Annotated in this window: 27 protein-coding genes, 1 tRNA gene and 1 riboswitch; of the genes, 9 read left to right on the top strand and 19 right to left on the bottom strand. The window is 70.7% G+C overall.

Features of this window, described 5'->3' with window-relative positions; translation table 11 throughout:
- Positions 1–59: 59 nt before the first annotated feature.
- Positions 60–839, bottom strand: coding sequence for a 5-oxoprolinase subunit B family protein (locus ACQVFL_RS30865; protein WP_431729916.1), 780 nt, complete (start codon positions 837–839; stop codon positions 60–62).
- 244 nt (positions 840–1,083) lie between these two features.
- On the opposite strand from ACQVFL_RS30865, the gene trhA reads away from it, so the two are divergent.
- Entirely contained in the window at positions 1,084–1,761 is a 678-nt protein-coding gene (gene trhA / locus ACQVFL_RS30860; protein WP_396696525.1) for a PAQR family membrane homeostasis protein TrhA, read from the top strand.
- 94 nt (positions 1,762–1,855) lie between these two features.
- Here trhA and ACQVFL_RS30855 read toward each other — a convergent pair whose 3' ends face one another.
- Positions 1,856–2,140: a DUF6458 family protein gene (locus tag ACQVFL_RS30855; RefSeq protein ID WP_131051719.1), complete on the bottom strand. Its 285-nt coding sequence runs from the start codon at positions 2,138–2,140 to the stop codon at positions 1,856–1,858.
- Positions 2,141–2,254: 114 nt separating this feature from the next.
- Between ACQVFL_RS30855 and ACQVFL_RS30850 the strand changes: the two genes are divergently transcribed.
- Positions 2,255–2,794, top strand: a complete 540-nt coding sequence (locus ACQVFL_RS30850; RefSeq protein ID WP_431728190.1) for a SixA phosphatase family protein — start codon at positions 2,255–2,257, stop codon at positions 2,792–2,794.
- Positions 2,795–3,007: 213 nt separating this feature from the next.
- Here the strand turns inward: ACQVFL_RS30850 and ACQVFL_RS30845 are convergent, their stop codons facing one another.
- From ACQVFL_RS30845 to ACQVFL_RS30830, 4 genes are all read right to left on the bottom strand, one after another.
- Positions 3,008–3,277, bottom strand: coding sequence for a DUF6458 family protein (locus ACQVFL_RS30845; protein WP_131051717.1), 270 nt, complete (start codon positions 3,275–3,277; stop codon positions 3,008–3,010).
- A gap of 555 nt (positions 3,278–3,832) precedes the next feature.
- The gene (locus ACQVFL_RS30840; protein WP_396696521.1) at positions 3,833–5,689 is read right to left on the bottom strand and encodes an acyl-CoA dehydrogenase; all 1,857 of its coding nucleotides are present in this window, start codon (positions 5,687–5,689) and stop codon (positions 3,833–3,835) included.
- Positions 5,690–5,862: 173 nt separating this feature from the next.
- A complete protein-coding gene (locus ACQVFL_RS30835) occupies positions 5,863–6,990 on the bottom strand; it encodes a PP2C family protein-serine/threonine phosphatase (protein ID WP_396696520.1) in 1,128 nt (375 codons plus the stop codon).
- 98 nt (positions 6,991–7,088) lie between these two features.
- A complete protein-coding gene (locus tag ACQVFL_RS30830; protein ID WP_396696518.1) occupies positions 7,089–7,742 on the bottom strand; it encodes a septal ring lytic transglycosylase RlpA family protein in 654 nt (217 codons plus the stop codon).
- Between the two features lie 246 nt (positions 7,743–7,988).
- Here ACQVFL_RS30830 and ACQVFL_RS30825 point away from each other — a divergent pair, with 246 nt between their 5' ends.
- Positions 7,989–8,534: a phosphoribosyltransferase gene (locus ACQVFL_RS30825; RefSeq protein ID WP_396696516.1), complete on the top strand. Its 546-nt coding sequence runs from the start codon at positions 7,989–7,991 to the stop codon at positions 8,532–8,534.
- Between the two features lie 79 nt (positions 8,535–8,613).
- Here ACQVFL_RS30825 and ACQVFL_RS30820 read toward each other — a convergent pair whose 3' ends face one another.
- Positions 8,614–9,129 carry an alpha/beta hydrolase gene (locus tag ACQVFL_RS30820; RefSeq protein WP_396696514.1) on the bottom strand — a complete coding sequence of 172 codons (516 nt, stop codon included), beginning with the start codon at positions 9,127–9,129 and terminating at the stop codon, positions 8,614–8,616.
- 104 nt (positions 9,130–9,233) lie between these two features.
- On the opposite strand from ACQVFL_RS30820, the gene ACQVFL_RS30815 reads away from it, so the two are divergent.
- Positions 9,234–9,653, top strand: coding sequence for an ASCH domain-containing protein (locus tag ACQVFL_RS30815; protein WP_396696512.1), 420 nt, complete (start codon positions 9,234–9,236; stop codon positions 9,651–9,653).
- A gap of 7 nt (positions 9,654–9,660) precedes the next feature.
- Here ACQVFL_RS30815 and ACQVFL_RS30810 read toward each other — a convergent pair whose 3' ends face one another.
- From ACQVFL_RS30810 to ACQVFL_RS30785, 6 genes are all read right to left on the bottom strand, one after another.
- On the bottom strand, positions 9,661–10,545 hold the full coding sequence (locus tag ACQVFL_RS30810) for an LLM class flavin-dependent oxidoreductase (RefSeq protein WP_396696510.1): 885 nt from the start codon (positions 10,543–10,545) through the stop codon (positions 9,661–9,663).
- Between the two features lie 25 nt (positions 10,546–10,570).
- Positions 10,571–11,134 (bottom strand): dienelactone hydrolase family protein, encoded by a 564-nt coding sequence (locus ACQVFL_RS30805; RefSeq protein ID WP_431728189.1) that lies wholly within the window; start codon positions 11,132–11,134, stop codon positions 10,571–10,573.
- A gap of 157 nt (positions 11,135–11,291) precedes the next feature.
- On the bottom strand, positions 11,292–11,609 hold the full coding sequence (locus ACQVFL_RS30800; protein WP_431728188.1) for an antibiotic biosynthesis monooxygenase family protein: 318 nt from the start codon (positions 11,607–11,609) through the stop codon (positions 11,292–11,294).
- Positions 11,610–11,710: 101 nt separating this feature from the next.
- The gene (gene cutA / locus ACQVFL_RS30795) at positions 11,711–11,812 is read right to left on the bottom strand and encodes a divalent cation tolerance protein CutA (protein ID WP_396696650.1); all 102 of its coding nucleotides are present in this window, start codon (positions 11,810–11,812) and stop codon (positions 11,711–11,713) included.
- The gene (cutA, locus tag ACQVFL_RS30790) at positions 11,773–11,961 is read right to left on the bottom strand and encodes a divalent cation tolerance protein CutA (protein WP_431729915.1); all 189 of its coding nucleotides are present in this window, start codon (positions 11,959–11,961) and stop codon (positions 11,773–11,775) included. The genes cutA (ACQVFL_RS30795) and cutA (ACQVFL_RS30790) overlap by 40 nt, the downstream gene beginning before the upstream one ends.
- Positions 11,962–12,412: 451 nt before the next feature.
- Entirely contained in the window at positions 12,413–13,303 is an 891-nt protein-coding gene (locus ACQVFL_RS30785) for a MerR family transcriptional regulator (RefSeq protein ID WP_431728187.1), read from the bottom strand.
- Between the two features lie 134 nt (positions 13,304–13,437).
- On the opposite strand from ACQVFL_RS30785, the gene ACQVFL_RS30780 reads away from it, so the two are divergent.
- Entirely contained in the window at positions 13,438–13,746 is a 309-nt protein-coding gene (locus tag ACQVFL_RS30780) for a hypothetical protein (protein WP_396696502.1), read from the top strand.
- Positions 13,747–13,986: 240 nt separating this feature from the next.
- On the opposite strand, the gene ACQVFL_RS30775 is transcribed toward ACQVFL_RS30780, so the two are convergent.
- A tRNA-Gly gene (locus ACQVFL_RS30775) sits at positions 13,987–14,060 on the bottom strand.
- A 213-nt stretch (positions 14,061–14,273) separates the two neighbouring features.
- Here ACQVFL_RS30775 and ACQVFL_RS30770 point away from each other — a divergent pair.
- On the top strand, positions 14,274–15,275 hold the full coding sequence (locus ACQVFL_RS30770) for a zinc metalloprotease (RefSeq protein ID WP_396696500.1): 1,002 nt from the start codon (positions 14,274–14,276) through the stop codon (positions 15,273–15,275).
- 67 nt (positions 15,276–15,342) lie between these two features.
- Here the strand turns inward: ACQVFL_RS30770 and ACQVFL_RS30765 are convergent, their stop codons facing one another.
- On the bottom strand, positions 15,343–15,876 hold the full coding sequence (locus ACQVFL_RS30765; protein ID WP_396696498.1) for a pyridoxamine 5'-phosphate oxidase family protein: 534 nt from the start codon (positions 15,874–15,876) through the stop codon (positions 15,343–15,345).
- Positions 15,877–15,955: 79 nt separating this feature from the next.
- Here ACQVFL_RS30765 and dcd point away from each other — a divergent pair, with 79 nt between their 5' ends.
- Positions 15,956–16,534: a dCTP deaminase gene (gene dcd, locus ACQVFL_RS30760; protein WP_396696496.1), complete on the top strand. Its 579-nt coding sequence runs from the start codon at positions 15,956–15,958 to the stop codon at positions 16,532–16,534.
- 62 nt (positions 16,535–16,596) lie between these two features.
- Here dcd and ACQVFL_RS30755 read toward each other — a convergent pair whose 3' ends face one another.
- The 4 genes from ACQVFL_RS30755 to ACQVFL_RS30740 all read right to left on the bottom strand — a co-directional run bounded on the left by ACQVFL_RS30755 (position 16,597) and on the right by ACQVFL_RS30740 (position 21,963).
- Entirely contained in the window at positions 16,597–17,637 is a 1,041-nt protein-coding gene (locus ACQVFL_RS30755; RefSeq protein ID WP_431728186.1) for an NlpC/P60 family protein, read from the bottom strand.
- Between the two features lie 12 nt (positions 17,638–17,649).
- A riboswitch (cyclic di-AMP (ydaO/yuaA leader) is annotated at positions 17,650–17,786 on the bottom strand.
- Positions 17,787–17,965: 179 nt separating this feature from the next.
- Positions 17,966–18,979 carry an NlpC/P60 family protein gene (locus ACQVFL_RS30750; protein ID WP_396696492.1) on the bottom strand — a complete coding sequence of 338 codons (1,014 nt, stop codon included), beginning with the start codon at positions 18,977–18,979 and terminating at the stop codon, positions 17,966–17,968.
- Positions 18,980–19,232: 253 nt separating this feature from the next.
- Positions 19,233–21,434, bottom strand: coding sequence for a (Fe-S)-binding protein (locus ACQVFL_RS30745; RefSeq protein ID WP_396696490.1), 2,202 nt, complete (start codon positions 21,432–21,434; stop codon positions 19,233–19,235).
- 265 nt (positions 21,435–21,699) lie between these two features.
- Positions 21,700–21,963, bottom strand: coding sequence for a cell division protein CrgA (locus ACQVFL_RS30740; protein ID WP_350697905.1), 264 nt, complete (start codon positions 21,961–21,963; stop codon positions 21,700–21,702).
- A gap of 223 nt (positions 21,964–22,186) precedes the next feature.
- Here ACQVFL_RS30740 and ACQVFL_RS30735 point away from each other — a divergent pair, with 223 nt between their 5' ends.
- On the top strand, positions 22,187–22,987 hold the full coding sequence (locus ACQVFL_RS30735) for a DUF881 domain-containing protein (protein WP_396696488.1): 801 nt from the start codon (positions 22,187–22,189) through the stop codon (positions 22,985–22,987).
- A gap of 7 nt (positions 22,988–22,994) precedes the next feature.
- Complete coding sequence (locus tag ACQVFL_RS30730) at positions 22,995–25,409, top strand: class E sortase (RefSeq protein ID WP_431728185.1); 2,415 nt, start codon at positions 22,995–22,997, stop codon at positions 25,407–25,409.
- Position 25,410: the final 1 nt, after the last annotated feature.

Here is a 25,410-nt window from a genome sequence, read left to right as displayed (position 1 = left end):
CGTTGCTGCCTCGACGGTTGCTGCCTGGGTGCGCTGCGGGTCATGGGCCGCTGCGCCGGTCACGCCGACACCAGCCGGACGCGGGTACCGGGCGTGAGCAGCGCGGGGGGATCGGCCGTCACGTCGAACAGGGTCAGCCCGGTCCGTCCGACCAGCAGCCAGCCGCCGGGCGAGGCGGTCGGATAGATCCCGGCGTACGGCCCGGCCAGCCCGACCGCACCGGCCGGCACCCGGGGACGGGGGGTGGCCAGCCGGGGCACCGCCAGTTCGGCGGGCAACCCGGTGAGGTACCCGAAGCCGGGCGCGAAGCCGCAGAACGCCACCCGGAACTCGGTCTCCCGCAGCCGACGCACCACCGCCGACACATCCACCCGCCACAGCTCGGCGACCCGGGGCAGATCCTCCCCGTCAAAGCTCACCGGCACCTCGACCAGCCCACCGACACCGCCCCACCCCGCCCTTCCCCCCGTCCCGGCCCCCGCCGACTCCCCCGACGCCGCAACGTCCACCGCAGCCTCGTGCTCCACCGCAGGCTCATCACGTCGATCATGGAGTTGTGGTTGAGAATTTGTCCCGTTGTATGACTCTTTGTCGTAGCCACAACTCCATGATCGACGGAGTGAGGTGGGGCGGTCCGCGCCGAGGTCGGGCGCGGGGGTGGGGGTGGGGGTGGGGGTGGGGGTGGGGGTGGGGGTCCAGTCGGCTATGCGGGTGGCGGTTGCCTCCAGGTCCGGCACGCCGTCGACCAGGATGGTCGTGGCGGCCGGGACGATCTCGTCGGCGACCAGGGCACCCTCTTCGCGGCGACGCCACAGCTCGGCCCGCCACGCCTCGACCAGCCCGGCGACCGTCCCACCGCCGGCCGGGGCACCGTTGCCGGGGTCGCTGGTCGAGGTCTGGTCGACGTCAGGTCGGGGGGTCGGCGGTGGGGTGAGGTCGAGCAGGAGGGCGTGTGCGCCGACCGGTCTGATCCGCATGCCGCCATCCTGGCCGACGGTCGCCCACCAGCGTGTCGACTGCTGGTCGGACGGCGTGACGCGTTGCACTACCCGAAGGTAACCTACGGTGTCGTAACCTGATTCCGTGACCACCTCAGCACGCCCCCGGCTCAAGCCGGTCGACATCGGGAAACCCCGGATGCGCGGCTGGCTGCACACGTACGCGTTCTTCGTCGCACTGGTCTGCGGCATCGTGCTCTGCTCGATCGCCGCGGCCCGCCCCGGCTGGACACCCCTGATCAGTACCGCCGTCTACAGCCTCACCGTCTGCGGCCTCTTCGGCACCAGCGCGCTCTATCACCGTCGAGTGTGGTCGACACGCGGGTACCAGGTGATGCGCCGGATGGACCACTCGATGATCTTTTTGTTCATCGCCGGTACGTACACACCGTTCTGCGTTCTGCTGCTGGAGACACGCGCCGCCGTGATCATGCTCTCGGTGGTCTGGGGTGGGGCCCTGGGTGGGGTGGCGCTGAAGCTGATCTGGCCGCACGCGTCGCGATGGCTCTCCGCTCCGCTCTACCTGGCGCTCGGTTGGGTGTCCGTGGGAATGCTGCCGGACATCCTGCGCTACGGCGGGGTCACCGCCCTGGTGCTGCTCGCCGTCGGCGGTGGCATCTACACCGTGGGGGCGGTCTTCTACGCGCTGCGTCGGCCGAACCCGTGGCCCACGGTCTTCGGTCATCACGAGTTCTTCCACGCCTGCACGCTGGTCGCCGCGATCTGTCACCACATCGCGATCTACTTCGCACTGTTCGCCTGAGCGAAACACGGACGGCAGGACGACCGGCAGACGGTACGACGAGCACGACAACGGGGTGGCGGATCGTTCCGCCACCCCGTTGTCTCTCGGACGGTCAGACCATCGGGTCGGGTCGGCGCACCTCGCGGTACTCCTGCACCACCCGGTTGTCCTGCACCGGTACGGCGCGCTCGGCGACCACGCGCTCCTCACGCACCGGAGCGACGACCGGACGACGCCGCGAGTTCCAGAAGTAGAGGGTGACCAGCAGCCCGGCCACACCGGCGAGCATCAGCACCCAGCCGACGACGCTCAGGTTGAGCCAGCCGAGGTCCGCCTCCACGGCGAACGCGAAGATCGCGCCCAGCGCGATCAGGAAGATACTGCCACCGATGCCCATGTCGTCGTCTCCTCGGCTCGAAGCTGCATTCCACTTCGCCGCGGCCATGGATGAGGTTGCGGCATCGAGGGACATACCCCGGCACGGAGATCGCCAATCGGGCAAGCTGGTGGCATGACGGACGCCTCGGGACAGCAACGCACGCTCGTGCTGCTACGGCACGCCAAGGCCGAACAACCCACGGCGGACGGTCCGGACGTCGAGCGGCCGTTGAGCGCGCGGGGACGGGCCGACGCGGCGGCGGCCGGTGCCTGGCTCGCCCGGCACGGACTCCTGCCGGAACTGGTGATCTGCTCCGCCGCGCTGCGGACCCGGCAGACCTGGCACCACGTCGAGATGGGCATGACCGGTACGCCGCCGGAGGGCGGACCCGCCGGTCCGTTCCCGGTCGTCCGCTACGAACCGGATGCGTACGAGGCACACCCGGAGGACCTCCTGACACTGCTGCGCCGGGTCGAGCCGACCATCGGCACCGTCCTGCTGATCGCCCACAACCCCGGTATCTCGCTGCTGTCCGAGTCGCTCGATCCGCAGGGCGCCGACCCGGACGGGCTGCGTACCAGCGACCTGGTGCGGCATCGGCCCACGGTGTCCTGGGCGGAGCTGGAGCGCGGTACGGCCCCGATCGACGTCCGGCACACCGCACGCGGCTAGGCCCCGCGTCGAAGTCCTCGGTCGAGCCCAGGCGGAAGTCCAGGCGGCGGCTCGGCAAGGCGGGAATCGGCCCGGTTATGACAGCGGCACCCGGGCTGATCCCCAACGCGGCCGGTCGGTCCCCTGGGTCCCCGCGAGCCGAACAGGGGCTTTGACCCGGGCCTGAGCCGACGCCACCCATCGGGGTGACGCCGGCTCGACTCGGCGGACGGATCAGCTCGGCGGCGCGGTCGGCGGCGGCGGATCGGGAGGCGGCGGCATCATCGCGGTCGGATGGGAGAGCCGGTTCTCCTCCACGATCAGGGTCCGGGCCCGCTTGCGGCGGTCCTGCCAGAACCAGAGCGTAGTGAGCAGCACGGTCAGCCCGGCCAGGATGAAGACCCAGCCGACCGCCCGCAGGTCGATCCACCAGACGTTGGCCCGGATGGCGAACGTCAGGATCGCACCGATCGCGATCAGGAAAATTCCACTACCAATGCCCATGTGCGCGGCACTCCCCCGTGCGGTTGCTCTGGGCGTACTCGGACTGGTCAGCGACGGTTACCCGTCCGCCGCAGGGTTACCCGCGCCGCCGACCGGCGAACACGACCCGGCACACGGCGCGGTGCTCCGTGATGCCGGACGCGAGGCGCGTCCGGAGGCATCCGTCGAGCGAGGTGGGTGGAGTTGTTGTCGCCAGAGCGACAACAACTCCACCCACCTCCCCGGCAAGCTCACCGAAACCCATGCCATCGATCGAACACATGGGGCTTTTGTCGGCTATGACCAAGGCATCGGCTCGGGACACCTGAACCTGACACCGTGAAGGTCTCGGCCCCGCGACGCACCGCAGAAAGGGCGCGCGCCACGGGAAGGGCGCGCGCCACGGGAAGGGCGCGCGCCACGGGAAGGGCGCGCGCCACGGGAAGGGCGCGCGCCACGGGAAGGGCGCGCGCCACGGGAAGGGCGCGCGCCACGAACGGGGACAGCCGGTGGGCATGCGCCCCACCGGCTGTCCCGTTGCTGCGGCTTCGCGTCACCGCACGATGTCGACCCGGATCAGAACGCCTCCTCCGGGATGTCCATGATGTCCAGGTCGGTGCCCTCGACGATGCGCCGGTCGGCGCCGACGCGGGGCAGCACCTCACGGGCGAAGAACCGGGCGGCGGCCACCTTGCCGGTGTAGAACGCCTTGTCGGTCGCGGAGACCTCGCCGGCCAGCGCCTTCAGCGCCACGTCCGCCTGCTTCTGCAGCAGCCAGCCGACCACCACGTCGCCGAGCGCCAGCAGGAACCGGCGGCTGCTCAGCCCCACCTTGTAGAGGGACCGGGTGTCGCCGCCCTGCACCTCGCCCAGCCAGCCGGTCATCACGCCGAGCATGTTCTGGATCTCGGCGAGGGCCTTACCGAGCGCCTGCCGCTCGTCCTTGAGCTGACCGTTGCCGGCCTCGGTGGTGATGAACTCCTGGATCTCCCCGGCGACCGCCATCAGCGCCTTGCCGTTGTCCCGGACGATCTTCCGGAAGATCAGGTCGAGGCTCTGGATGGCGGTGGTGCCCTCGTACAACGTGTCGATCTTGGCGTCCCGGACGTACTGCTCCAGGGGGTAGTCCTGGAGGAAGCCGGAACCCCCGAAGGTCTGCAACGACTCGTGCCCAAGCATCTCGTACGCCCGCTCCGAGCCGACGCCCTTGACCAACGGCAGCAGCAGATCGTTGACCCGCTTCGCCAACTTGGTGGCCTTCTCGTCACCGGCCGCCTCGGCGAGGGCGATCTTGTCCTGCCAGGACGCGGTGTAGAGCACCAGGGCGCGCAGACCCTCGGCGTACGACTTCTGCAGCAGCAGCGACCGGCGGACGTCCGGGTGGTGGGTGATGGTGACGCGGGGAGCGCTCTTGTCGGTCTGCTGGACCAGGTCGGCGCCCTGCACCCGGTTCTTGGCGTACTCCAGGGCGTTCAGGTAGCCGGTGGAGAGGGTGGCGATCGCCTTGGTGCCGACCAGCATCCGGGCGTACTCGATGATCATGAACATCTGCCGGATGCCGTCGTGCTTCTCGCCCAGCAGCCAGCCCTTGGCCGGTACGCCGTGCTCGCCGAAGGTCAGCTCGCAGGTGTTGGAGACCTTCAGGCCCATCTTGTGCTCGACGTTCGTGGCGAAGACGCCGTTGCGCTCACCCAGCTCGCCGCTGTCCTCGTCGAAGAAGTAGTTCGGCACCACGAACAGCGACAGGCCCTTGGTGCCGGGGCCACCGACGCCCTCCACGCCGACCGGACGGGCCAGCACGTAGTGGACGATGTTGTCGCTCAGGTCGTGCTCGCCGGAGGTGATGAAGCGCTTGACGCCCTCGATGTGCCACGAACCGTCCGGCTGGGGGATGGCCCGCGCGCGACCGGCGCCCACGTCCGAACCGGCGTCCGGCTCGGTGAGCACCATGGTGGAGCCCCACTGCCGGTCGATGAAGAGCTTCGCCCACTTCTTCTGCTGCTCGGTGCCCTCGACGTGCAGCACATGCGCGAAGGACGGGCCGGAGGCGTACATCCAGACCGGGGCGTTCGAGCCGAGCACCAGCTCGGCGAGCGCCCACCACAGCGCCCGGGGGGCGTTGGTGCCGCCCAACTCCGGGGGGAGGTCCAGCCGCCAGAACTCGGAGTCCATGAACGCCTGGTACGACTTCTTGAACGACTCCGGCAGCGGCGCGGTGTGGCTGGCCGGGTCGAAGACCGGCGGGTTGCGGTCACCGTCGGTGTAGCTGGCGGCGAGGTCTTCGCGGGCCAGGCGGTCCATCTCGGCGAGGAAGCTCCGCGCCGTGTCGACGTCGAGCTCGGAGTACGGCTCCTGGCCGAACGACCGGTCCGCCCCGAACACCTCGAACAGGTTGAACTCGAGGTCCCGAAGGTTGCTCTTGTAGTGGGTCATGTCGCTGGCCCCGCTTCCGGACAGGTGTTACCGATCAGTAACCCCAGACTCTATTACTCACGGGTAGGCAGCGACAAGCCACCCACCGAAGTGACAGGGATTACACACTTGCCGTTCAGGTACCGGCCAGCCGCCGACCGGGGTCGGTCCCGACCACGCCGACCGTCCCGGGGTCAGCTCTCGGCCGCCCCGACCTCCCAGCTCGGCACCGCCGCAGTCGCCCCGCCGGGCGAGCCGGTGTACTCCATCAGGACCAGGGCGATGTCGTCGTCCAGCCGGCCGTGCACCCACTCCACCAGGGCGGTCTCCAGCGAGGCCAGACCGTCGCCCACCGTGCCGTGCCCGAGCAGCCGCCAGGCCCGGTCGGCGGTGGGGAAGAACTCGCCGTCCCGACGGGCCTCGCCGAGCCCGTCGGTGAACAGCAGCAGGCGGTCACCCGGCTCCAGCCGCTCCACGCGGGGCCGGACCACCGGCATGAAACCCAGCGGCGGAGCCGGTGCGGGCGGTTCGAGCGGGATCACCGCGCCCCGACGCAGCAGCAGCGGCGCCGGATGTCCGCAGTTGACGATGGTGAGGGTGCCGCCCCGCTCCTCCACCAGCGCGGCGGTGACGAAATCCTCGTCGCCCACGCTGCGGGCCACCGCCCGATCCAGGTCCGCGACCACCCCGCGCAGGTCGGACCGCTCGTACGCCACGTGCCGGTAGGAGCCCAGCACGATGCTGGCCAGCCGGACCGCCTCCAGACCCTTGCCGCGTACGTCGCCGATGATCATGCGTACGCCGTACGGGGTGTCGATCGCCTCGTAGAGGTCGCCGCCGATCTCCGCCTTGGCGGTGGACGAGATGTACCGTCCGGCCACCGACAGCGTGCCCACCCGGGGACCGAGCGGACGCAGCACCGCCTGCTGGGCGACTGCGGCGAGCTTGGACAGCTCGGCGATCTGCTCGGCCTGTCGTTGACGTACCGCCGCCACCGCCGCCGCGATCCCGGTGCCCAGCGCGATGCCCGCCACCGCGACGGCGGTGGAGAGCGAGACGTTCTCCTCGGCCAACGCGAACGAGGCACCGAGCACCGAGGCGGCGGCACCGACACCGAGCACGATCCGCCAGGACGCCAGCGCGGCGGCCAGGAACGGAGCGGCCACCATCAGCGCGATGTAGTTCGCCGCCCGGCCGTCGGCCAGTTCCACGGCGGAGACGAGCGCGAGCAGGACAAGGGCCGCGCCGAGGCCGGCGCGGGATCCGGGACTCAGCCGGCCACGGCCCGGCTGGAGGAGTTGCGTACGTACACCCGACAGCATGCCCGATGGACGTGAACGAAAAAATGAACCTGACCCGTCGGACGAGAATGATCTGGCCGCGAGGATCATCCCGCGCACCGATCGCCGCCCGGTCGGGCTCAGCCCAACACCTCGTAGCGCACCTGGATGTGACCGAGGTCGTGCGAGGCGATCTCACCGAACGCGCCACGGGAGAGGTCCAGGCAGCGCCCCTCGATGAACGGTCCCCGGTCGTTGATGCGTACGGTGACCGACTTGCCGTTGGCGGGGTTCGTCACGCGTACCCGGGTGTCGAACGGCAGGGTCTTGTGCGCGGCGGTCATCCCCTCCGGGTTGAACGCCTCGCCGTTGGCGGTGACCTGGCCCTGCCAGTAGAACGATGCGCCGCACGAGCCGGTGTCCACCACCGGGCGGGCGGTCGTCTTCGAGGCCGTCGGCTTCGGGGTCGGGCTGGCCGTCCGCGACTTGCTCCGCGACGGCGCCTGCGTGGTCCGGACCGGCGTCGGGCTCGCCGTGGCGCTCGGCGAGGCGCTGGTGCTGGCGCTCGGGCTCGGGCTGGCACTCGGTGACGCGCTCGGCGAGCCGGTCGCCGGATCGGTGGCATCCGGGATGGTCGGGAGGTCGATCGCGGTCGGGCGGGCCGGGTCCGAGTCGTCGGACAGGCGCATCGCACCGACCGTCCCGCCGACGGCGAGGGCGACGGCCAGCACCCCAGTGGCCGTCAGCCCGGCCGGCGAGGTGATCCTGCGGGTACGGGAGTGCCTACCAGTCACCGGCCCGGTCCTTTCCTTGGCAGATCAAATCGGGTCGGACCATAACGAGAGAAGCACATCCGACGTCAACGTGATCATGATGGTATGACCGTGATTGCGGCGATACGTGAAGCCGATCATCCGATCCGAGGTGGGCCAGCCGGCCCCCGCAGCCGTGGGCTGCCGTCGGCCCCGTGCAGCTTGTTAGCTCGCCCGCGATGGGCCGGCCGCCGCCTCTGGCGGCGCGGGGTGCCGCAGGATGAGGGGATGTCCGCTGAGCTGCGCGCCCGCCTGGTCGAACTGATCCACTGGATCGACCCCGGTCCCGGGGCGAGCCACCTGGTCAGCGACGTCTCCGGCTGGTGGCGCGACCCCGACGTACTCGCCGCTCTCGGTCCCGCGCTCGTCGCGCCGTTCCGGGCCGCCCGGCCCACCGTGGTCGTCAGTCCGGCCGTCACCGGCTTCCTGCTCGGCCCGCTCGCCGCCACTGCGCTCGGCGTCGGGTTCGTAGCGGCGCACAAGCCGGGCGACGGCCGACTGCCTCCCGGATCGCTGACCTGGGCGCAGAGCCCGCCCGACTTCCGTGGCCGACGGGTCGACCTGGCCGTACGCGACCGACACCTGGGCCCCGGCGACCGGGTGCTGGTGGTCGACGACTGGGTGGCGACGGCCGCCCAGGTGCGCGCCCTCTACGACATCTGCGCCGCCCGGGGTGCCGAGGCACTCGGCACCTCCGCCGTCGTGATCGACTGCGCACCGGCGCTGAGCGCCGAACTCCGCATAAGCGGCCTGCTCACGAGCGCCGACTTGTGAAAGGAAGGGCACCTTATTAACGCCTCGTGCATAGCAGGGGTCCCCTGCTAACAACCGAACCCCGCCGCGCCGCCGCGGGTCAGCGGACGAAGTCCTCCACCACCGTGCAGACCTTGCCGAGCACCTCGGCGGACCGGGCCAACGGCCCCGGCACCATCAGCGCATGGTCGGCGGCGGTGATCTCCAGCACGTGCGGGGTCAACCGGCGGGCGATCCCACCGTCCCAGGACGAGTCGGCCGTACCCCCCACCAACAGGAACGGGGCGGTGGCCCGGCGCAGCGCGTCGACCACCTCGCCCCGGTGCAGCAGCGGCGTGAGCCAGACGGCGGGCAGCCGCCGCTCGACCGCGAGTGGCGCGGCCAGCGAGCCGAGCGACTTGCCGACCAGCAGGTCGGTGCGCTCGGTCAGGGTCGGGGCGACCTCGTCGCAGACCCACCGGCCGATGGTGTTCGGGTCGAAGTCCTCCGGCACCTGCCAGGCGATCCCGTGCAGCCCGAAACCGAGCCGACGCAGCGCCTCACCCAGATAGAGGAAGAGCGGATACCGGGTGTCGTAGCCGCGTCCGGGAATGAGCACCGCGCGTCGGTCCGCCATCGACATCTCCTCTTTCGTCGGGCATCGACCGTACCGCTCCCACGTGGACTCTCCACCCGTCGAGATCCCACCGGAACCCTCGCCCCCACCGGTAATCTCGCGTCATGTGGCCACGCGTCGGCGGACTACGCACCCTCGCCCTCGGCACTCCGGGCGAGCTTCGCGCAAGGCTCAACACCCTGGTCCTGGCCGGGGTGAAGACCGCCACCGCCGGCCTGCTCACCGAGTACGCCGAGGAGCGCGAGGACCTGGAGCACGTCGGCGAACGACTGGTCGTGGTCGACGACCAGGACGCCCTGGTGGCCGTGGTCCAGGTGACCGGCGTGGAGGTGACCCGCTTCGCCGAGGTGAGCTGGGACTTCGCCCGCTCCGAGGGAGAGGGCGACCGCTCGGTCGAGGAGTGGCGGGCCGGGCACGCCGCCTACTGGGACCGGCTCGGCACCCCGGTCACCGACGACACCGAGATCGTCTGCATCCGCTTCCGGCTGGTCAGCCGAGGCGACGAGGGCGCGTACGGGACGTAGGACGGCCTCAGCCGCGCAGCTCGGGGAGCAGCCGGGTCGCCACGTCGACGAGCACCGCCTCGTCGCCCGCGTACCAACTGCTCTCCCGGGGCCAGTGCGTGATCACGTCGGTGAAGCCCAGCTCCGCCGCGCGGCCCACCTGGTCGGCGAAGAACTGTGCACTGCTCAGCGAGAAGACCGGTCCGGAGTCCAGCGACAGGTAGCGGTCCAGGCTTGCCGGGTCCCGGCCGTCGGCGGCGAGCCGCGCGTCCATCCGCGCCGCCAGCCCGGCGACCCCGTCCCACCACTCGCCCAGGTCGTCGGCGTCCGGGCCGGTGGTCACCCAGCCCTGACCGAACCGGCTGACCAGCCGCATCGAGCGGGGACCGTTGGCGGCCATCACGAACGGCACCCGGGGCTCCTGCACACAGCCGGGGTTGTTCCGCGCGTCCACCGCCGTGAACCAGTCGCCCTGCCAGGTCGTACCGTCCTTGAGCAGGATCGTGTCGAGCAGCTCGGTGAACTCGGCGTACCGCTCCACGCGCTGTCGCGGCGGCAGCGTCTCACCGCCGAGCACCGCCGAGTCGAAGCCGATGCCACCCGCACCGAGCCCGAGCAGCATTCGCCCGTCGGACACGTCGTCGAGCGAGGTCACCTGCCGGGCGAAGGCCGCCGGATGCCGGAAGTTCGGGGACGCGACGAGCGTGCCGAGCCGGATCCGCGAGGTCACCGTCGCGGCGGCGGTGAGCGTACCCATCGAGTCGAACCACGGGCCGTCCACCAGATCCCGCCAACCCAGATGGTCGTACGTCCAGGCGTGGTCGAAGCCCCACTCCTCGGCCTGCTGCCACCGGTGCCGGGCCACCGACCACCGCTGGTCGGGCAGGATCACGATGCCGAATCTCATGATCACCAGAGTACGGCGACCGACCAGCGGATCAGCCCAGCCGGTCGAGAAACTCCAGCGTGCGACCGATCAGCAACTCGGCGGCCGACTCGTCGTAGTCGACGCCGCCCGCATCCGCGAAGAGGTGCCCGGCACCGGGGTAGACGTACAGCTCGGCGCCGTCGATCTCGTCCGCCATCGCCCGCATCGCCGGCACCTCGGCCCACTCGTCGTCGGCCATCGCGTGCATCTGCACCGGCGTACGGGTCGGCCACGGGCCGAACTCCTCCGGCGGCACCGCCCCGTAGAGCAGCAGCGCGCCCAGGGCACCCGGCCGGGTCTGGGTGAGCGACTGCGCCGGCAGGTTGCCGAGCGAGCAGCCCGCGTAGACGAGCTGCTCGGGCAGCGCCTCGGCAGCCGCCGTCCCGCGCCGGATGATCTCCCCGAACCCGATCGACTCGGCGTGCGCGACCCCCTCGTCGACAGTGCCGAAGGTGGCACCGTCGTACAGGTCAGGGGTGTGCACGGTGTGTCCGGCGGCCCGCCACCGGTCGGCCAGCGCCAGGAACCCCGGCGTCTGCCCCTGAGCATGGTGGAACAGCAGAATCTCGACCATCCCCCCACCGTAAAACCACCACCCGACAAGAACCGGGAGCGGCCACCACCTCGTCCCGGTGCCACCGCCGCCAGATCTCGCCCTAGGTCACGGACGGCAGCGTAGAAGCCCACCACATCCCATGATCGTCACTGCTGCCCCGGCCCGGCGTGGCGCATCAGGCCGCGGTCTCCACATAGTTCGCCAGGTCCGCTTCGATGCCGGCCGCCGTGAAGAAGGCAGCCGGCTCGAACCCCTCCGCGCGGTGCGCCGCCTGTACGGCAACACGGGCTGAGGGCAGATCGTCCGGGGAAGACCACCGCACGATGGTGACGGCGTTGAAGCGACCCGGGCCGGAGTGCTGTTCCAGCAGGGCATCGTCGAGGAATCCCGGTTGATCCCGCAGGATCGCGTGGGTGCGCCGTACGTGTCGCCAGAACTCCGCGCGCGCGGATTCCGGGACGTCGAACTTGTCCACTCGGTAGACGACGGGCATGCCGCCCTCCTTCATGCCGGAAATCGGTCAGACCGAGGCTAGAACCTCAACCCGACTTGAGATCAACAGCTCGGAGCGACAACCTCACCGAGATGAAATGCTCACGCTGGTTCGGTCTCGTCCAGCACCCATCGGAGGTAGGCGGGATTCCCCTCATTCACGGTCACGGCGATGACGCAGGGCACCTCGTACGGATGCCCCACGCCCGCACGGGCGGTGATGCGGTCGACCAGGCTCGCCCGGGTGTGCAGCGCCCCCGGGCCTCCTGTTCGTCGTGGACCGTGCCGTGCCACCGATAGATCGAGCGAATCGGAACGAGGTGGTGTCCGCAGGCGGCCAGACGGTCGTCCATCAGGCGGCGGGTGAAGGCTGCCAGCCACTCGGGGTCCAGCCCGGTGATGATGGGCGCGGGCTTCCTGCTCACTGTGCGCCATTCCGCCCCAGCCGGTGGCGATCTCGCCGTCGTAGCTCAGCCCGACCCAACGGCCAGTCATCTCCTGTCCGAGCGGATGAAGCACGAAGTACGTCGTTCCCTTGGACCGGACAGAGCCACCGTTCGCGGCGTACCAGCCCACAAGGATCTCGTTGTCCCACAAGCGGAGTTCGCCCTGCCAGTGGTAGCCGCCTTCTGCAACGTCGATGCCGCGGCGTAGCCGGCGCGGCAGCCGATCGGCAGGAGCCCGACGGCGGCCAGCCACCCTGGCGATCTCATGGGCGCTGGCAACATCAGAGCATTGGCGGGGACTTACGTCCTGACCAGTGCCTTCGCGGTGGAGCGGGTGACGGGAATCGAACCCGCACTGTCATCTGTCCGCGGAGTAGGCGTCGGCAAGGGCCTCGCCGAAGAGCCGTCCGGCGAGTTCCGCGCAGCGCATCCGGGCAGGAGAGAAGTCATAAGGCATCTTGGTGATCGCTGTGGCGGCACTCAACTCTGTGTGCTCCGCCCCTCTCAGGTCGGCGTCGTAGCTCTCGAAGATCTTCTCCTCGGCCGCATCGAGACCGGCTGCCTCGATGGCCTGATTCAGGGCCATCAGGTGAGCGCATCGCTGTACGGCAAGCTCTTCGACGAGCGGGTCGTCGGGTTCGACGCCGTCGTCGAGGGCGGCCTCGGCCGCCTCCAGACGGTCCTCCTCGGCCCGCAGGTCGGGGTGGGTGGCCAGCACGATGAACGTGCCGGCCTGGATGGCGGCGCCCAGCGGCCCGAAGATCCGTTCTGTGATGAGCAGGGCGTCCAGATCGGAGGGGCGCAACGCGCCCGGGGGCAGGTGGCTGAGCCGGTCCGTGACCAGTTCGGAGAGCAGCCCCTGCGGGCTGCCCAGCGCCTGCAGACGCTGGACAGCCGCGCGCCGACGCTTGATGATGGCCTCCTGCGCCGCCAAGGTCTCCTCCAGCCTGCTCAGGACCGACTCGATATCCGGGGCGTGGTCCAGGGCATCGTCTCCGGCGTCGTCCCGGGCTTCACCGAAGGCGGCCCGCATGTCGTCCAGGCTGATACCGGCATCAGCCATCTTGCGGATCCACAGCAGGCGGGTCATGTCGTCATAGCCGTAGCGGCGGCGGCCGTCCCCGCCGCGCTCGGGTTCCGGCAGCAGACCGATCTCGTGGTAGTGGCGGATGGCGCGTGGGGTGATCCCGGCGAACGCAGCGGCATCACCGATCTTGACCTGCCGGGGAGGCGTGAGAGAGGGATACATCGCAGTCAGAGCCTTTCGTGCTGTGGTGCCCTGACCTCACCACATGCCGCTACGGCATGTGCAACAACCGCCCACCGGAGCCAGGCCCTAGGGCGCAAGCCACCTGAGATCCGGTAATGCTGGGAGGAGGCCAGATGGAGACATGGCGTGTCCTGGCGGGAGTCGCCACGAGCCTGGCTATCGGCCTCGTCGGCGTTGCCCTGGCCACCAACTTTCGCGACGTGACGGAGTGGCACGTGCGGCGGTCGATGTCCACCACGAGCGGGCTACGGCGAGTTCCGCCGTGGCGCTGGCTCTCAGGCGTCCCGCACGAGCAGCGTCTTGCGCGCTTCATCCTGCTGGAACGGGCGATTGGCGTAGCTTTCGCCGCGATCGGCCTTACGTCCTTGATCGTTCTCGGCTACGGCATCTTGAGTGGCCAGCCGATGCGCATGGTGAAGTAGGTAGCTTGATCTTCCCGCCGGCAAGGGAGGTCGATCAAGGCATCGCCGACGCGATCGACAAGGCGGTGACGGCGGCCCGAGGCACGCCCAGCAAGCAGCGCACGCCGAGGCAGGCCCGAAGGTGGCAGACCAGCGACCGAAGCGAGCTAATGGCCCGCTAATGACCCACGGCCGGTTTCAGCTCTCCTGGCAACGCGAAAGCCCTGGTGGGACTCACGTCCTGACCAGGGCTTTCGTGCGTGGAGCGGGTGACGGGAATCGAACCCGCACTGTCAGCTTGGGAAGCTGATGTTCTGCCATTGAACTACACCCGCAAGCGGCACCACTGTACCTGAGCCACCGCCCCGGTGCACCCAGCCACCCCCGCCGACCACCCCGCCCGGCCCGCCTCCGCACGCTGCGCAAGAAGTTGCATGCCGGCAACACATAGCCATTCTCAAATCTGTCGATGCGTTGTAACGTCTGGCCCACGTTTCCCGCACGACGCGACACAACCCCCGGTCGCGTCGCCAGAAAGAGGTGGGCTTATGGGACTCCGTCCCGTCCTGCTGAACCGGCGGATCGCCGGCATCGCATCGACGTCGCTGGCGGTGGCGCTCGGCGTGGCCACGGTCGGTCTGCTGCCGGCGGCCACCACGGCCGCCGCCCCGACGGCTACCGCCGTCTCCGCCGACGAGGTGTGTGAGGACCCGACGGGCACTGCGGCCCGAGTCCGGGGCGACGCGGTCGTCAAGCACGACCCGAACGAGTTGACCATGACGCAACTGCACCAGCGGGAGTCGGAGTTCGCCGACCTGTTGCAGGAGCGGGCCAAGCGGGTCGGTCAGCGTACGCTCAGCGCCCAGGCCGCGGCGGCCTCGGTCACCATCCCGGTGGTGGTGCACGTGATCCGCAAGGACACCACCCGGGCCGGCGGGAACATCCCCGACTCGATGATCCAGTCGCAGATCACCGTGCTGAACCAGTCGTTCGCGGGTGCGACGGGCGGTGCCGCCACCGCCTTCGCCTTCCAGTTGCAGAGCATCAACCGGGTCACCAACACGTCGTGGTATCCGATCAGGCAGGGCTCCACCGCCGAGCGGCAGATGAAGACCCAGCTCCGCCAGGGCACCAAGGGCACGCTCAACATCTATCTCGGTGAGCTGAGCGGGGGCCTGCTCGGCTGGGCGACCTTCCCGCAGACCACGCTGAACGTGATGGACGGCGTGGTCGTGCTCAGCGAGTCGCTGCCGGGTGGCACCGCCACCAACTACAACCAGGGTGACACCGGCACCCACGAGGTCGGCCACTGGCTGAACCTGTACCACACGTTCCAGGGCGGCTGCTCGGGCAGCGGCGACCAGGTCTCCGACACTCCGGCGGAGGCGTCGCCGGCCTACCAGTGCCCGACCGGTCGGGACACCTGCTCCACCGCGGGGCTGGACCCGATCACCAACTTCATGGACTACACGTACGACACCTGCATGTACCAGTTCACCCCGGGCCAGGCGACCCGGATGATCAACGCCTGGAACACCTACCGCGCGTAGCGCGGGAGTCGTCGGCGCGTACCTCCGGTGCCGGTCCCGTCGTCAGGCGGGGCCGGCACCGGAGTGCTCAGGCGGCGCGGACATGTCGGGCCGCACGGGTCGGGTGGGGCGCGGGCCGGGCCGCCTGCGGGGTGGCACCGGCCGGGTCGAGCCAGACCTGTACCGCCGGTCGTCCGACCAGCCCGGCGGTGGCGGCGTGCTGGTGCCGGGTGAGCATCGCCACGTCGACGGTGAACTCGAACAGGCGCCAGTCGACGTGCGGGGCTGCGCGGGCCGCCAGCGCCAGCCGGGCCACCGTGGCGTCGTCGGTGACGGGTCGGGCCCGACCGGCGACGTACGCCTCGTCGTCGCTCTCCTCCGCCGGGAACGAGTGCAACGCATACCGCCCGTCGCGTTCCAGGTCGCGCCGCTTCGGCGAGTCGATCACGAAACAGAACAGACCGTCGTCGGTGATCAGCGGGGAGACCGGGTGCACCCGGGGCCCGCCGTCGGCGCGGACCGTGGCCAGGTAGCCGAAGCCCGGGCCGTACTGCTGCATGAGAAGGCGGATCCCGTCGGCGAGTCGAGGCTCGTCAGCGGTGAATTCGGACCAGGAAGCCATGCCGCCATCCTATCGAACATACGTTCTAAGCGGGTAGTCCGACACGCAGGTCACGCATACCGGCCGCTAAGGTGTGGCGATGCTGCTCTCCGACCGTGACCTGGTCTCCGAGATCAAGGCCGGCACCCTGGCACTGGAGCCCTTCGAGCCCACCCTGGTGCAGCCGTCCAGCATCGACGTCCGCCTGGACAAGCTGTTCCGGGTGTTCAACAACCACCTGTACACACACATCGACCCGGCGACCCAGCAGGACGATCTCACCTCGCCGGTGGAGGTGCCCGACGGCGAGCCGTTCGTGTTGCACCCCGGTGAGTTCGTGCTCGCCTCCACGCTTGAGGTGATCTCGCTCGGCGACCAGCTCGCCGGCCGGCTCGAAGGCAAGTCCAGCCTCGGCCGCCTCGGCCTGCTGACGCACTCCACCGCCGGTTTCATCGACCCCGGCTTCTCCGGGCACGTGACGCTGGAGCTGTCCAACGTGGCCAACCTGCCGATCACGCTCTGGCCCGGCATGAAGATCGGCCAGCTCTGCATCTTCCGGCTCTCCTCGCCCGCCGAGCACCCGTACGGCTCGCTCGTCTACGGCTCGCGCTACCAGGGGCAGCGCGGCCCGACGCCGAGCCGCGCCTGGCAGAACTGGCGTACCTGGCCGACCCGCTGACGACCCGCTGACGACCGGCGGGCCCGCGCCGCCGTGGAGCGGGCCCGCGATCATCCGGCTACTCAGCCGGGTCGGCCGAAGCTGTGGATCGGGCTGCTGTCCATCCGCTTCATCGCGATCGGCTTGCCCGCCCGGGAGGCGTGCACCACCCACCCGCCGCCGACGTACATGCCGACGTGGTGCAGGTCGCGGTAGTAGAAGACCAGATCACCTGGGCGCAGGTCGCCGCGACCGACCGAGGCGGTGACCTGCCGCTGCCGCGCCGCGTTGTGCGGCAGCGCCACCCCGGCCCGCGCCCACGCGGCCAACATCAACCCCGAGCAGTCGTACGCGTGCGGCCCCTCGGCACCCCACGAGTACGGCTTGCCGATCTGGGCGCAGGCGAAGGTGACCGCCTCACCGGCCGGGCCACCCGGGTAGGTGGCCGGACAGGGCGCCGGCCGCAGCGGACCACCACCCCCGTCGTCGTACGCCCGCAGCCGCAACCGCTGCAACCGCTCGATCTCGGTGTCGATCTGCCGCCGCTTCGCGGCCAGGTCGGCCTCGGTGCGGGTCAGCTCGGCGATGGTGCGGTCCAGTCCGGCTCGGGTGGCGGCGAGTTCGTCCCACAGCTCACGCGCCTGGCGTACGTCCTCCTGCTGGAAGCGGGCGTACCGGTCGAGCAGGCCGAGCTGGGCGACGACCTCGCCCGGCGACCGGCTGCCCAGCAGCGTGTTCACGGCGCGGACCGGCTCGCCCCGGTACGCGCGCGCGGCCAGCGCGCCGACCCGCTTCGTCGCCTCGTCCACCTGCTGTTGGAGCGGGGCGATGCGGGCGGTCAGCGCGTCTGCCTCCCGGCGGGTGCCGGCCAGGTCCTGCCGGGTCGCGTTGTGCCGTTCGATGACGGCTTCGAGCCGGTTCCAGTCCTCGTCGATCTGGCGCTCGATGTCGTCGACCGTGGGATCGGCGTGGGCCGCCGTCGCGCCGCCGGTCAGCAGAACGGCGGTCGCGGCGAGTGCGGCGAGTGCGGTGGTGCAGCGGTACCAGCGGAATCGCGGCGCAGCCGTCGTCGGGCCGGGCTTCGCCGGCCGGTACGACGGTGGCCGCGGGGCATGGTGTGCCACCGGGCTGCGTACTCCTTCTTCCCAGACCGCCTACCGGGTTAGCTGACGGGTTCGGGCGGGAAGGGGACGCCCTACCGCGACGATCGCGGACTCACCCCGGGAACCTGGGTCCCCGGCTCGCTCGGACAGCGACTCGGCGGTGTCGGACCGTCACCGCCCCGGGTGGGCGGTCCTGCCAGCGGGCCGACGATTGACCAGCGTAGGGACGATCGGCGTCGATACGCAACACACCCACACCGTCACTCTCGGTGCATTAATCCGACAACGAAGAAGGCCCCCGGTCGCTTGACCGAGGGCCTTTCGTCGTTCCTGCGTACGCGCTCAGGCGTCAGCCGGGTCGACGGAAGCCGGCGACCGGCATCGTCGTGATCGGCGAGACGTTCACCGGCACACCGGCACGCGCCGCGTGCACCATCGTGTTGTTCCCCAGATAGATCCCGACGTGGCTCACGTCGCTGCGGAAGAACACGAGGTCACCGGGGCGGGCGTCAGCCCGGGAGATGGCCTTGCCCTCGCGCCACTGGGCACCCGTGAAGTGGGTCAGGTAGATACCCGCCGCCTTGTACGCGTACTGGGTGAGACCCGAGCAGTCGAACGAGTTCGGCCCGGTGGCACCCCAGACGTACGGCTTGCCGACCTGCGCGCAGGCGGTCCGGATCGCCGTCCGGGCCGCGTCGCTGACCACACCGTTGATGGTCGGGCAGTTGGTGGTCTTGACGGTGGTCACCGGAAGGGACCGTTCCAGCCGCTTGATCTCGGCGTCGATCTGCTTCTTCTTCGCCGCGAGCTGCTTCTGCTTGGCCTCCTGGTCGACGATCAGCGCGTCGAGTACGGCCTTCTGGTCGTCGTACTTCTTCCGGATCTTCATGACGCCCTCGAGCTGACGGCGCTCCTCCCAGGCCAGCCGGTCGAGGAGGGCCATCTGCTCACCGAGCTTGTCCGGCTTCGCGTTGAGCAGCACCGCGCCGATCTCCTGCGAGGGGCCGGTGATGTAGTACCGGGAGGCCAGACCGGCGACCCGGTTCATCGCCAGCTCCGTCTCCAGCGCCAGCGGCTCGATCTTCTTTTGCAGCTTGTCGGCCTTCTCGCGGTTGGTCCGCAGCTCCGAGCGCACCTTGTTGAACTGCTCGATAGTGGGTTCGAGCTGCTGCCACTGCTTGTCGATCTGGCGCTCGATCTCGTCCACCGACGGCGCGGCGGACGCGGGCGCGGCGACCAGACCGGCACCGACCGCGGCGGCGGCGACCAGGACGACCAGGCGGCGAGCGGCCTTGCGCAGCCCGCGCGCGGGGGTGGGGCGTCCCGGCGCATGACGATGGAGGGGCATGGTTGCCACCGGCACCGACTCCTTTGCGACCGACCACCGGGCGTCCCGCTAGCGGTAGGGGGCGAGACAGACGACCCACGGCGGTCGGTGCCTCACATTAGGGAAGGCGCGCGGTGGAATCAAGGCGACCAACGGCTCATTCACCTTTGTGCGACGGACCGCACACAAAGGGTGTCGACCAATTCGTTACAGTCATCTCCGCCAATATAAAAATCAGGACGTGTCGGCATCCGTACAGATGCCGACCACGCCCCGACGTTCTCGCTGGTCACCCGGCGACCGGCTCGCCCTCCTCGGCGCCCCGGGTCGGCTCGGGCTTGATCGAACGCAGCAGCACGCTGGCCACGTCGACCACCTCGACCTGGTCGCCCGCCCCCTTGCCGTTGACTCCGTCACTCAGCATCGTCGAGCAGAACGGACAGCCGACCGCGACGGTCTTCGCGCCGGTGGACATGGCCTCCTCGACCCGATCCACATTGATCCGCTTACCGATCCGCTCCTCCATCCACATGCGCGCGCCACCGGCGCCACAGCAGAAGGAGCGCTCGCTGTTGCGCGGCATCTCGACCACGCTGTTGTCGGCACCGACGGCGCTGCCCAGCACCTCGCGCGGCGGGGCGAAGACCCGGTTGTGCCGGCCCAGGTAGCACGGGTCGTGGTAGGTGACGCCGCCGTCGACCGGCTGCACCGGGGTCAGCTTGCCGGTGGCGACCAGGTGCGCCAGCAACTGGGTGTGGTGCACCACCTCGAACTCGCCGCCGAGCTGGCCGTACTCGTTGCCCAGGGTGTTGAAGCAGTGCGGACAGGTCGCGACGATCTTCCGCTTTGCCTTCTCGCGGCCCTCGAACGCCTCGTTGAGCGTCTCCACGTTCTGCTGGGCGAGCATCTGGAAGACGAACTCGTTGCCGATCCGGCGGGCCGGGTCGCCCGAGCACGTCTCGCCCTCACCGAGGATGGCGAACGAGACACCGGCCTCGTTCAGCAGCGTGGCGACCGCCCGAGTGGTCTTCTTCGCCCGGTCCTCGAACGCGCCCGCGCAGCCGACCCAGAAGAGGTACTCGAAGTCCTCGACCTCGCCGACCCGGGGCACCTCGAAATCGAGACCCTTGGTCCAGTCCTCCCGGGTGTTCTGCGGCGCGCCCCAGGGGTTGCCCTTGTTCTCCAGGTTGCGCAGCATCACGCCGGCCTCGGAGGGGAAGTTCGACTCGATCAGCACCTGGTAGCGGCGCATGTCGACGATGTGGTCGACGTGCTCGATGTCCACCGGGCACTGCTCGACGCAGGCCCCGCAGGTGGTGCACGACCAGAGCACGTCCGGGTCGATCACGCCGCCCGCCTCGGCGTCGCCGATCAGCGGCTTCTCCGCCTCGGCGAGCGCCAGCACGTCGAGGTGGGCGAGTTGCGCGGCGGTGGCCTTCTCCTCGCCGGTGAGGTCCTTGCCGCCGCCGGCCAGCAGATAGGGCGCCTTGGCGTACGCGTGGTCACGCAGGCTGAGCACCAGCAGCTTCGGCGACAGCGGCTTGCCGGTGTTCCACGCCGGGCACTGCGACTGGCACCGGCCGCACTCCGTGCAGGTGCTGAAGTCCAGCAGGCCCTTCCAGGTGAACTGCTCGACGTGCGCGACGCCGAACTGGTCCTTCTCCGGATCGGCCTCCTCGAAGTCGAGCGGCTTGCCCTCGCTCGTCATCGGCCGCAGCGGCCCGAGGCCGGAGCCGGACGCACCCGGCTTGCGCTTGAAGTAGATGTTCGGGAAGGCGAGGAAGCGGTGCCAGGCGACGCCCATGGTCACGTTCAGCGAGATCACGATGAGCCAGGTCATCGAGATCGCGATCTTGACCAGGGCGGCGATGCTGACCCCGGACTCCCAGTCCGGCAACACCGAGCCGACCGCGTGACTCAGCGGGGTGGCCCAGGTCGGGTACTCGAAGTGGTCGGTGGCCACCTTGAAGCCACGGATCAGGAAGCCCATGACGAGGACGGCGAGGACGACGGCCTCGACGAAGTAGCCCTGCCACATGGTGGAGCCGGTGAACCGGGACCGGCGTCCGGCCTGACTCGGCCGGTTGGCCACCCGGATCGCGATCAGCACCACGATGCCGACCACGCCGAGGATGCCGATCCACTCGGTGACCAGCCCGTAGAGCGTCCAGCCACCGATCAGCGGCAGGCCGGCGGTCGGCGACACCACCTCGAAGTACGCCTCGAGCACCAGCAGCGACAGCACGAGAAAGCCGACCATCACGAACCAGTGCGCGGCGCCGACCACGCTCCAGCGGAGCATCCGGGTGTGCCCGGCCGTCTCCGCGAGCATGGTCTTCGTACGCGCGGCGTGGTCACCGGAGCGGGACGGGTCGGGCTGGCCCAGCCGGATCACGGCGAACATCTTCGAGACCGCACGCACCGCGAGCCACACCGCCACGGCGGTGATCGCCGCCGCGAGGATCGTGGTGACGATCTGGACGCTGCCCATCGAGTTGGCCTCCCGGTCTGCTGCCTGTCGAGCGGCTCGGCGACCGGGGTCGGGGTGCGATTGGTCACGCCAGGGTGCCGCACCTCGACCCGGATCGGTCGATGACCTCGGTCCACTCGGTCATGCGATGCAGCTTACGCGCAAGGTTACTCAGCAGTAACGTGAGACTTCTCGCACCTGGGCCACGCCGCCCTGCGCACACCTTAGGAGGCCACCGCCGAATCCGCTCGGCCGGGGCCCGGGCACGTGGCCGTTGAGCAGGGGATCAGCGCCAGCGGGAGAGCAGGATCAGCGAGGCGACCATCGCGCCGAAGCCGACCGCGAGGTTCCAGTACCCCAGCTCCATGACCGGGTACTCCTGCTCGGACAGGTAGTAGACCACCAGCCAGGCGATGCCGAAGGCGATCAACGACACGGCCGTGGCGGGCAGCCAGACCGGGCTCGGCTTACGGGACGCCGATGTCGTCGTCGGGCGTACGTCCGTGGGCGGGGTGTACACCTTCTTCTTGCGGACCTGAGACTTGGGCACGACGCTCTCCAGAGGGGTTACGACCTCGTCCGGCCTGACAACCGGGCGCGAGGGCGACGGTCCATGGCCAATAATGTTCGACAGCTAGCGTAGTCCGGAAGGCCCGTCCAATCCACGAATGAGGCCAGACCGATGTCCGGCATCGGCGAATCGGACGGGCGGGCGACCGTCGCTCCGCCGCACCTGTCGGGTGCCGGAGCCGGAGGACAAGGGGGGAACGGCCGTGGAGTACACGTCCGGCGCAGCGTCGTGGCAGAAGGCGCTGCGACGACTCGTCGCCGGGTTGCTGCCCCGTCGGCCGCGTCAGCGCCGTCCGGGCTGGTCGATCGGGGTACCCCTGATCGCCGCCGCGGCCGGCCTGCTCTTCACCACCACCGCCACCACCGCTGGCGGCACGAACCTGCGCGAGGACCGACGCCCCCAGCTCACCGAGCTGATCGAGGACCGCCGCGCCCAGGTGGCGGCGAACGAGGAACGCGCCGCGACGCTGCGCAAGGAGGTCGAGAGCCGTACGGCCGACCTCGCCGGCTCGGACACACCGATCCGGGAGCAGCAGGAACGCGGCGCCGCCAGCCTCGCCAACGCCGGTTTCACCGAGTTGACCGGCCCGGGGATGACCGTCGTGCTCGACGACGCGCCCCGACTCAACAACCTGCCCGAAGGGGCCACCAACGACGATCTGGTCGTGCACCAGGGTGACGTCCAGGCAGTGGTGAACGCGCTGTGGGCCGGTGGCGCCGAGGCGATGTCAATCATGAACGTCCGCGTCCTGGCGACCAGCGCGGTACGCTGCGTGGGTAACACCCTGCTGCTGCACGGCCGGGTGTACTCCCCTCCGTTCAAGATCGTAGCAATTGGCGACCCCGCCGCACTGCGGCAGGCCCTCGCCGCTTCCGAGGGAGTCCGGTGGTTCAGGGACGCGGTCGACAACTACCAGCTCGGCTACCAGGAGCTTTCCGGCACCGTCACCGTGCCCGCGTTCGAGGACTCCACCACCCTGCGATCGGCCACGGTGCCGCGGTGAGCACGCTGTGAGCCCGCACCCCGACGGCCGGCACCGCGACCAGGCCGAGGAGCCCACCGCCTTTCTGCCGAAGGTCGAGCGACCCGACCCCGGCGTGGCCGACGGCCGCCCCCCGGCCACGCCGGACAACCGCCGCACCGCCACGCCGGACAACCGCCAACCGGGCATGCCGGACAACCGCCACCAGGCCCGGCCCGACAGCCGTCGCGCCGCCGCGCCCGAGGGCCGTGCGTCGGGCGGGTCCGAGCGTCGCCCGCCGGTCCCGCCCGGTACCCGGCCGTCCGATACCCACGACACCCGACCCGGCGAGCCCACCGGCCCGGCCGGTCGCTGGAACACCACGCCCGGCCGGTGGGACACCTCCGCCCCGCCGGGCAGCGGACCGGACCCACGCTTCGGCGACACGGCCGGCCCGGGTGGCTCCGGGGCACCGGGCCGCTGGGACACCGCGCCGGGGCAGGACCGGACACCCGGTCAGTGGGGTCCCTCGCCCAGCGAGGACCGGACGCCGAGCCAGGACCGGACGCCGGGGCAGTGGGGTCCGTCGCCGAGCCTGCCGCCGGTCGGTGGGCCCGGTCGACGGCAGGGCCCGGGTGGTGCCGGGCAGTGGAACGGCGTACCCCTGCCCTCCGGCGAGCCGGACATCCCCGTCGAGCCGACCCCGTGGCGCGGGGCCTTCGAGGCCCGCCGCCCCGCCGCGCCCACCCCGCCCGACCGCACCGCCCCCGGCGGTCCGGGACAGGCCAGCGGCAGCGGCCCGGGTGCCTCCTCGACCTGGTCCGGTGGACAGCCGCCGCCCCTCTCGCCGCCCGGCGGCGCGACCGGACGACCGGCGACCGGACCAGCCCGGCCGGACACCGGATCACCGCCGCACGGGCCCGGGTCACTGCGCCCGGACGTGCCCAGCCTGGCTCCCTCGGGGAACGGATCCGCACCCTCCGGGGCCGGCCCGGCCCGGTCGAACGCCGGCCCGGTACGACCGGCCACGCCGCAGCCCGGCCAGCCGTCGACCTCGTTCTCCGGCGCGGGGCAGTCGTCGTACGCCCGGCACGGTCTCGACCCGGCGCAGGCGCGGCACGGCGGGCAGCCCGAGCAGGTCCCGCCGTCGGGGCCCGTCCGCCAGCAGCCCACGGGCCCGCAGCAGCCGACGGCACCGCACCCGACGTCACAGCCCACCGGCCCGCAGCCGCCCGCAGCGTGGCGGCCGGAGAGCCGGGACGGCCGCGACGGGCCGCCCTCGGGGCAGCCCACCGGCCAGAGCTGGTCCGGTGAGGGACCGACCGCACTGATGCCGGCGATCGGCGGTCAGGCCCGCTCGGCCGCCGCCCCGAACGGCGGCACGCCCCCGGCCTCGTCGACCACGCCCTCCCTCACGGGCAACCCGTCCGCGTCGCCGACGCGGGGTGCCCCGGCACCGACCGGCAACACCCCGGCGTTGTCGCCGACCGGTGGGGCCGCCACCGGCTCCCGACCGGACGACGGCCGGTCGGCCGACCCGGGCGCCACCGCCCTCATCCCGGCGGTGACCGGCACCCGACCGAGCACTCCGCCCGCGATGGACTCCACCGCCCTGATGGGGGCCGTGCCCCGGCCGCCCGAGACCGACGACCCGGCCGACGGTGCCGACCCGGGCACCGAGCCTCCCAAGCCGCGCCGGGGCGACCGGGTGGTGCAACTCCGGCCGCACCAGACCGGCGAGGGCTACAAGAGCGTCTACTCCGAGCTGACCCGGCCGTCCGCCTGGTCCCGGATCCGCACCGGCCTGCGGTTCAGCGGCGAGCTGCTGATCACGTTCGGCCTGGTGGTGCTCCTCTTCGCCGGCTACGAGATCTGGGGCAAGTCGGCGATCGTCGACGCGCACCAGGGCGAGCTGAGCCAGCAGCTCGCCGAGGCGTGGGGCCCCGAGGGCGACCCCACGGTCTCCCCCTCGGCCAGCGCCTCGCCGTCGGCGTCCCCGAAACCGCCGGTCAACGGCAAGCCGATCGCCGGGCTCTACATCCCGAAGTTCGACAAGGAGTGGATCGTCGTCGAGGGCGTCCGACAGGAGGACATCCGGTACGCGCCGGGCCACTACCCGGACAGCGCCCAGCCCGGACAGGTCGGCAACTTCTCCGTGGCCGGACACCGCAACCGGGCCACCTTCTGGCGGCTGGACGAGCTGCGCAACGGTGACGCGATCGTGGTCGAGGGCCGCGACGACTGGTACGTCTACCAGGTCACCGAGAACCACATCGTGAAGCCGTCCCAGGTGGAGGTGGTCGCACCCGTGCCGGGGCGGCCCGGGGTCCGGCCGTCCAAGCGGATGCTGACGCTGACCACCTGCAACCCCAAGTTCGACAACTACGAGCGGCTGATCGTCCACGCCGAGTTGACCCGTACGCAGCCGAAGGCCGAGGGGCGCCCGGCGGAGCTGGGAGCCTGAC

The organism is Verrucosispora sp. TAA-831, assembly GCF_050780145.1.
Lineage (GTDB): Bacteria > Actinomycetota > Actinomycetes > Mycobacteriales > Micromonosporaceae > Micromonospora.
This window is presented reverse-complemented; position numbering and strand designations above follow the sequence as displayed.

Coding starts and splice junctions, on each gene's coding strand:
- ACQVFL_RS30855 (WP_131051719.1), bottom strand. CDS start 2,140: ATGGGCATCGGTGGCAGTATCTTCCTGATCGCGCTGGGCGCGATCTTC.
- ACQVFL_RS30850 (WP_431728190.1), top strand. CDS start 2,255: ATGACGGACGCCTCGGGACAGCAACGCACGCTCGTGCTGCTACGGCAC.
- ACQVFL_RS30845 (WP_131051717.1), bottom strand. CDS start 3,277: ATGGGCATTGGTAGTGGAATTTTCCTGATCGCGATCGGTGCGATCCTG.
- ACQVFL_RS30840 (WP_396696521.1), bottom strand. CDS start 5,689: ATGACCCACTACAAGAGCAACCTTCGGGACCTCGAGTTCAACCTGTTC.
- ACQVFL_RS30835 (WP_396696520.1), bottom strand. CDS start 6,990: ATGCTGTCGGGTGTACGTACGCAACTCCTCCAGCCGGGCCGTGGCCGG.
- ACQVFL_RS30825 (WP_396696516.1), top strand. CDS start 7,989: ATGTCCGCTGAGCTGCGCGCCCGCCTGGTCGAACTGATCCACTGGATC.
- ACQVFL_RS30820 (WP_396696514.1), bottom strand. CDS start 9,129: ATGGCGGACCGACGCGCGGTGCTCATTCCCGGACGCGGCTACGACACC.
- ACQVFL_RS30815 (WP_396696512.1), top strand. CDS start 9,234: ATGTGGCCACGCGTCGGCGGACTACGCACCCTCGCCCTCGGCACTCCG.
- ACQVFL_RS30805 (WP_431728189.1), bottom strand. CDS start 11,134: ATGGTCGAGATTCTGCTGTTCCACCATGCTCAGGGGCAGACGCCGGGG.
- ACQVFL_RS30800 (WP_431728188.1), bottom strand. CDS start 11,609: ATGCCCGTCGTCTACCGAGTGGACAAGTTCGACGTCCCGGAATCCGCG.
- cutA (WP_431729915.1), bottom strand. CDS start 11,961: ATGGACGACCGTCTGGCCGCCTGCGGACACCACCTCGTTCCGATTCGC.
- ACQVFL_RS30785 (WP_431728187.1), bottom strand. CDS start 13,303: ATGTATCCCTCTCTCACGCCTCCCCGGCAGGTCAAGATCGGTGATGCC.
- ACQVFL_RS30780 (WP_396696502.1), top strand. CDS start 13,438: ATGGAGACATGGCGTGTCCTGGCGGGAGTCGCCACGAGCCTGGCTATC.
- ACQVFL_RS30770 (WP_396696500.1), top strand. CDS start 14,274: ATGGGACTCCGTCCCGTCCTGCTGAACCGGCGGATCGCCGGCATCGCA.
- ACQVFL_RS30765 (WP_396696498.1), bottom strand. CDS start 15,876: ATGGCTTCCTGGTCCGAATTCACCGCTGACGAGCCTCGACTCGCCGAC.
- dcd (WP_396696496.1), top strand. CDS start 15,956: ATGCTGCTCTCCGACCGTGACCTGGTCTCCGAGATCAAGGCCGGCACC.
- ACQVFL_RS30745 (WP_396696490.1), bottom strand. CDS start 21,434: ATGGGCAGCGTCCAGATCGTCACCACGATCCTCGCGGCGGCGATCACC.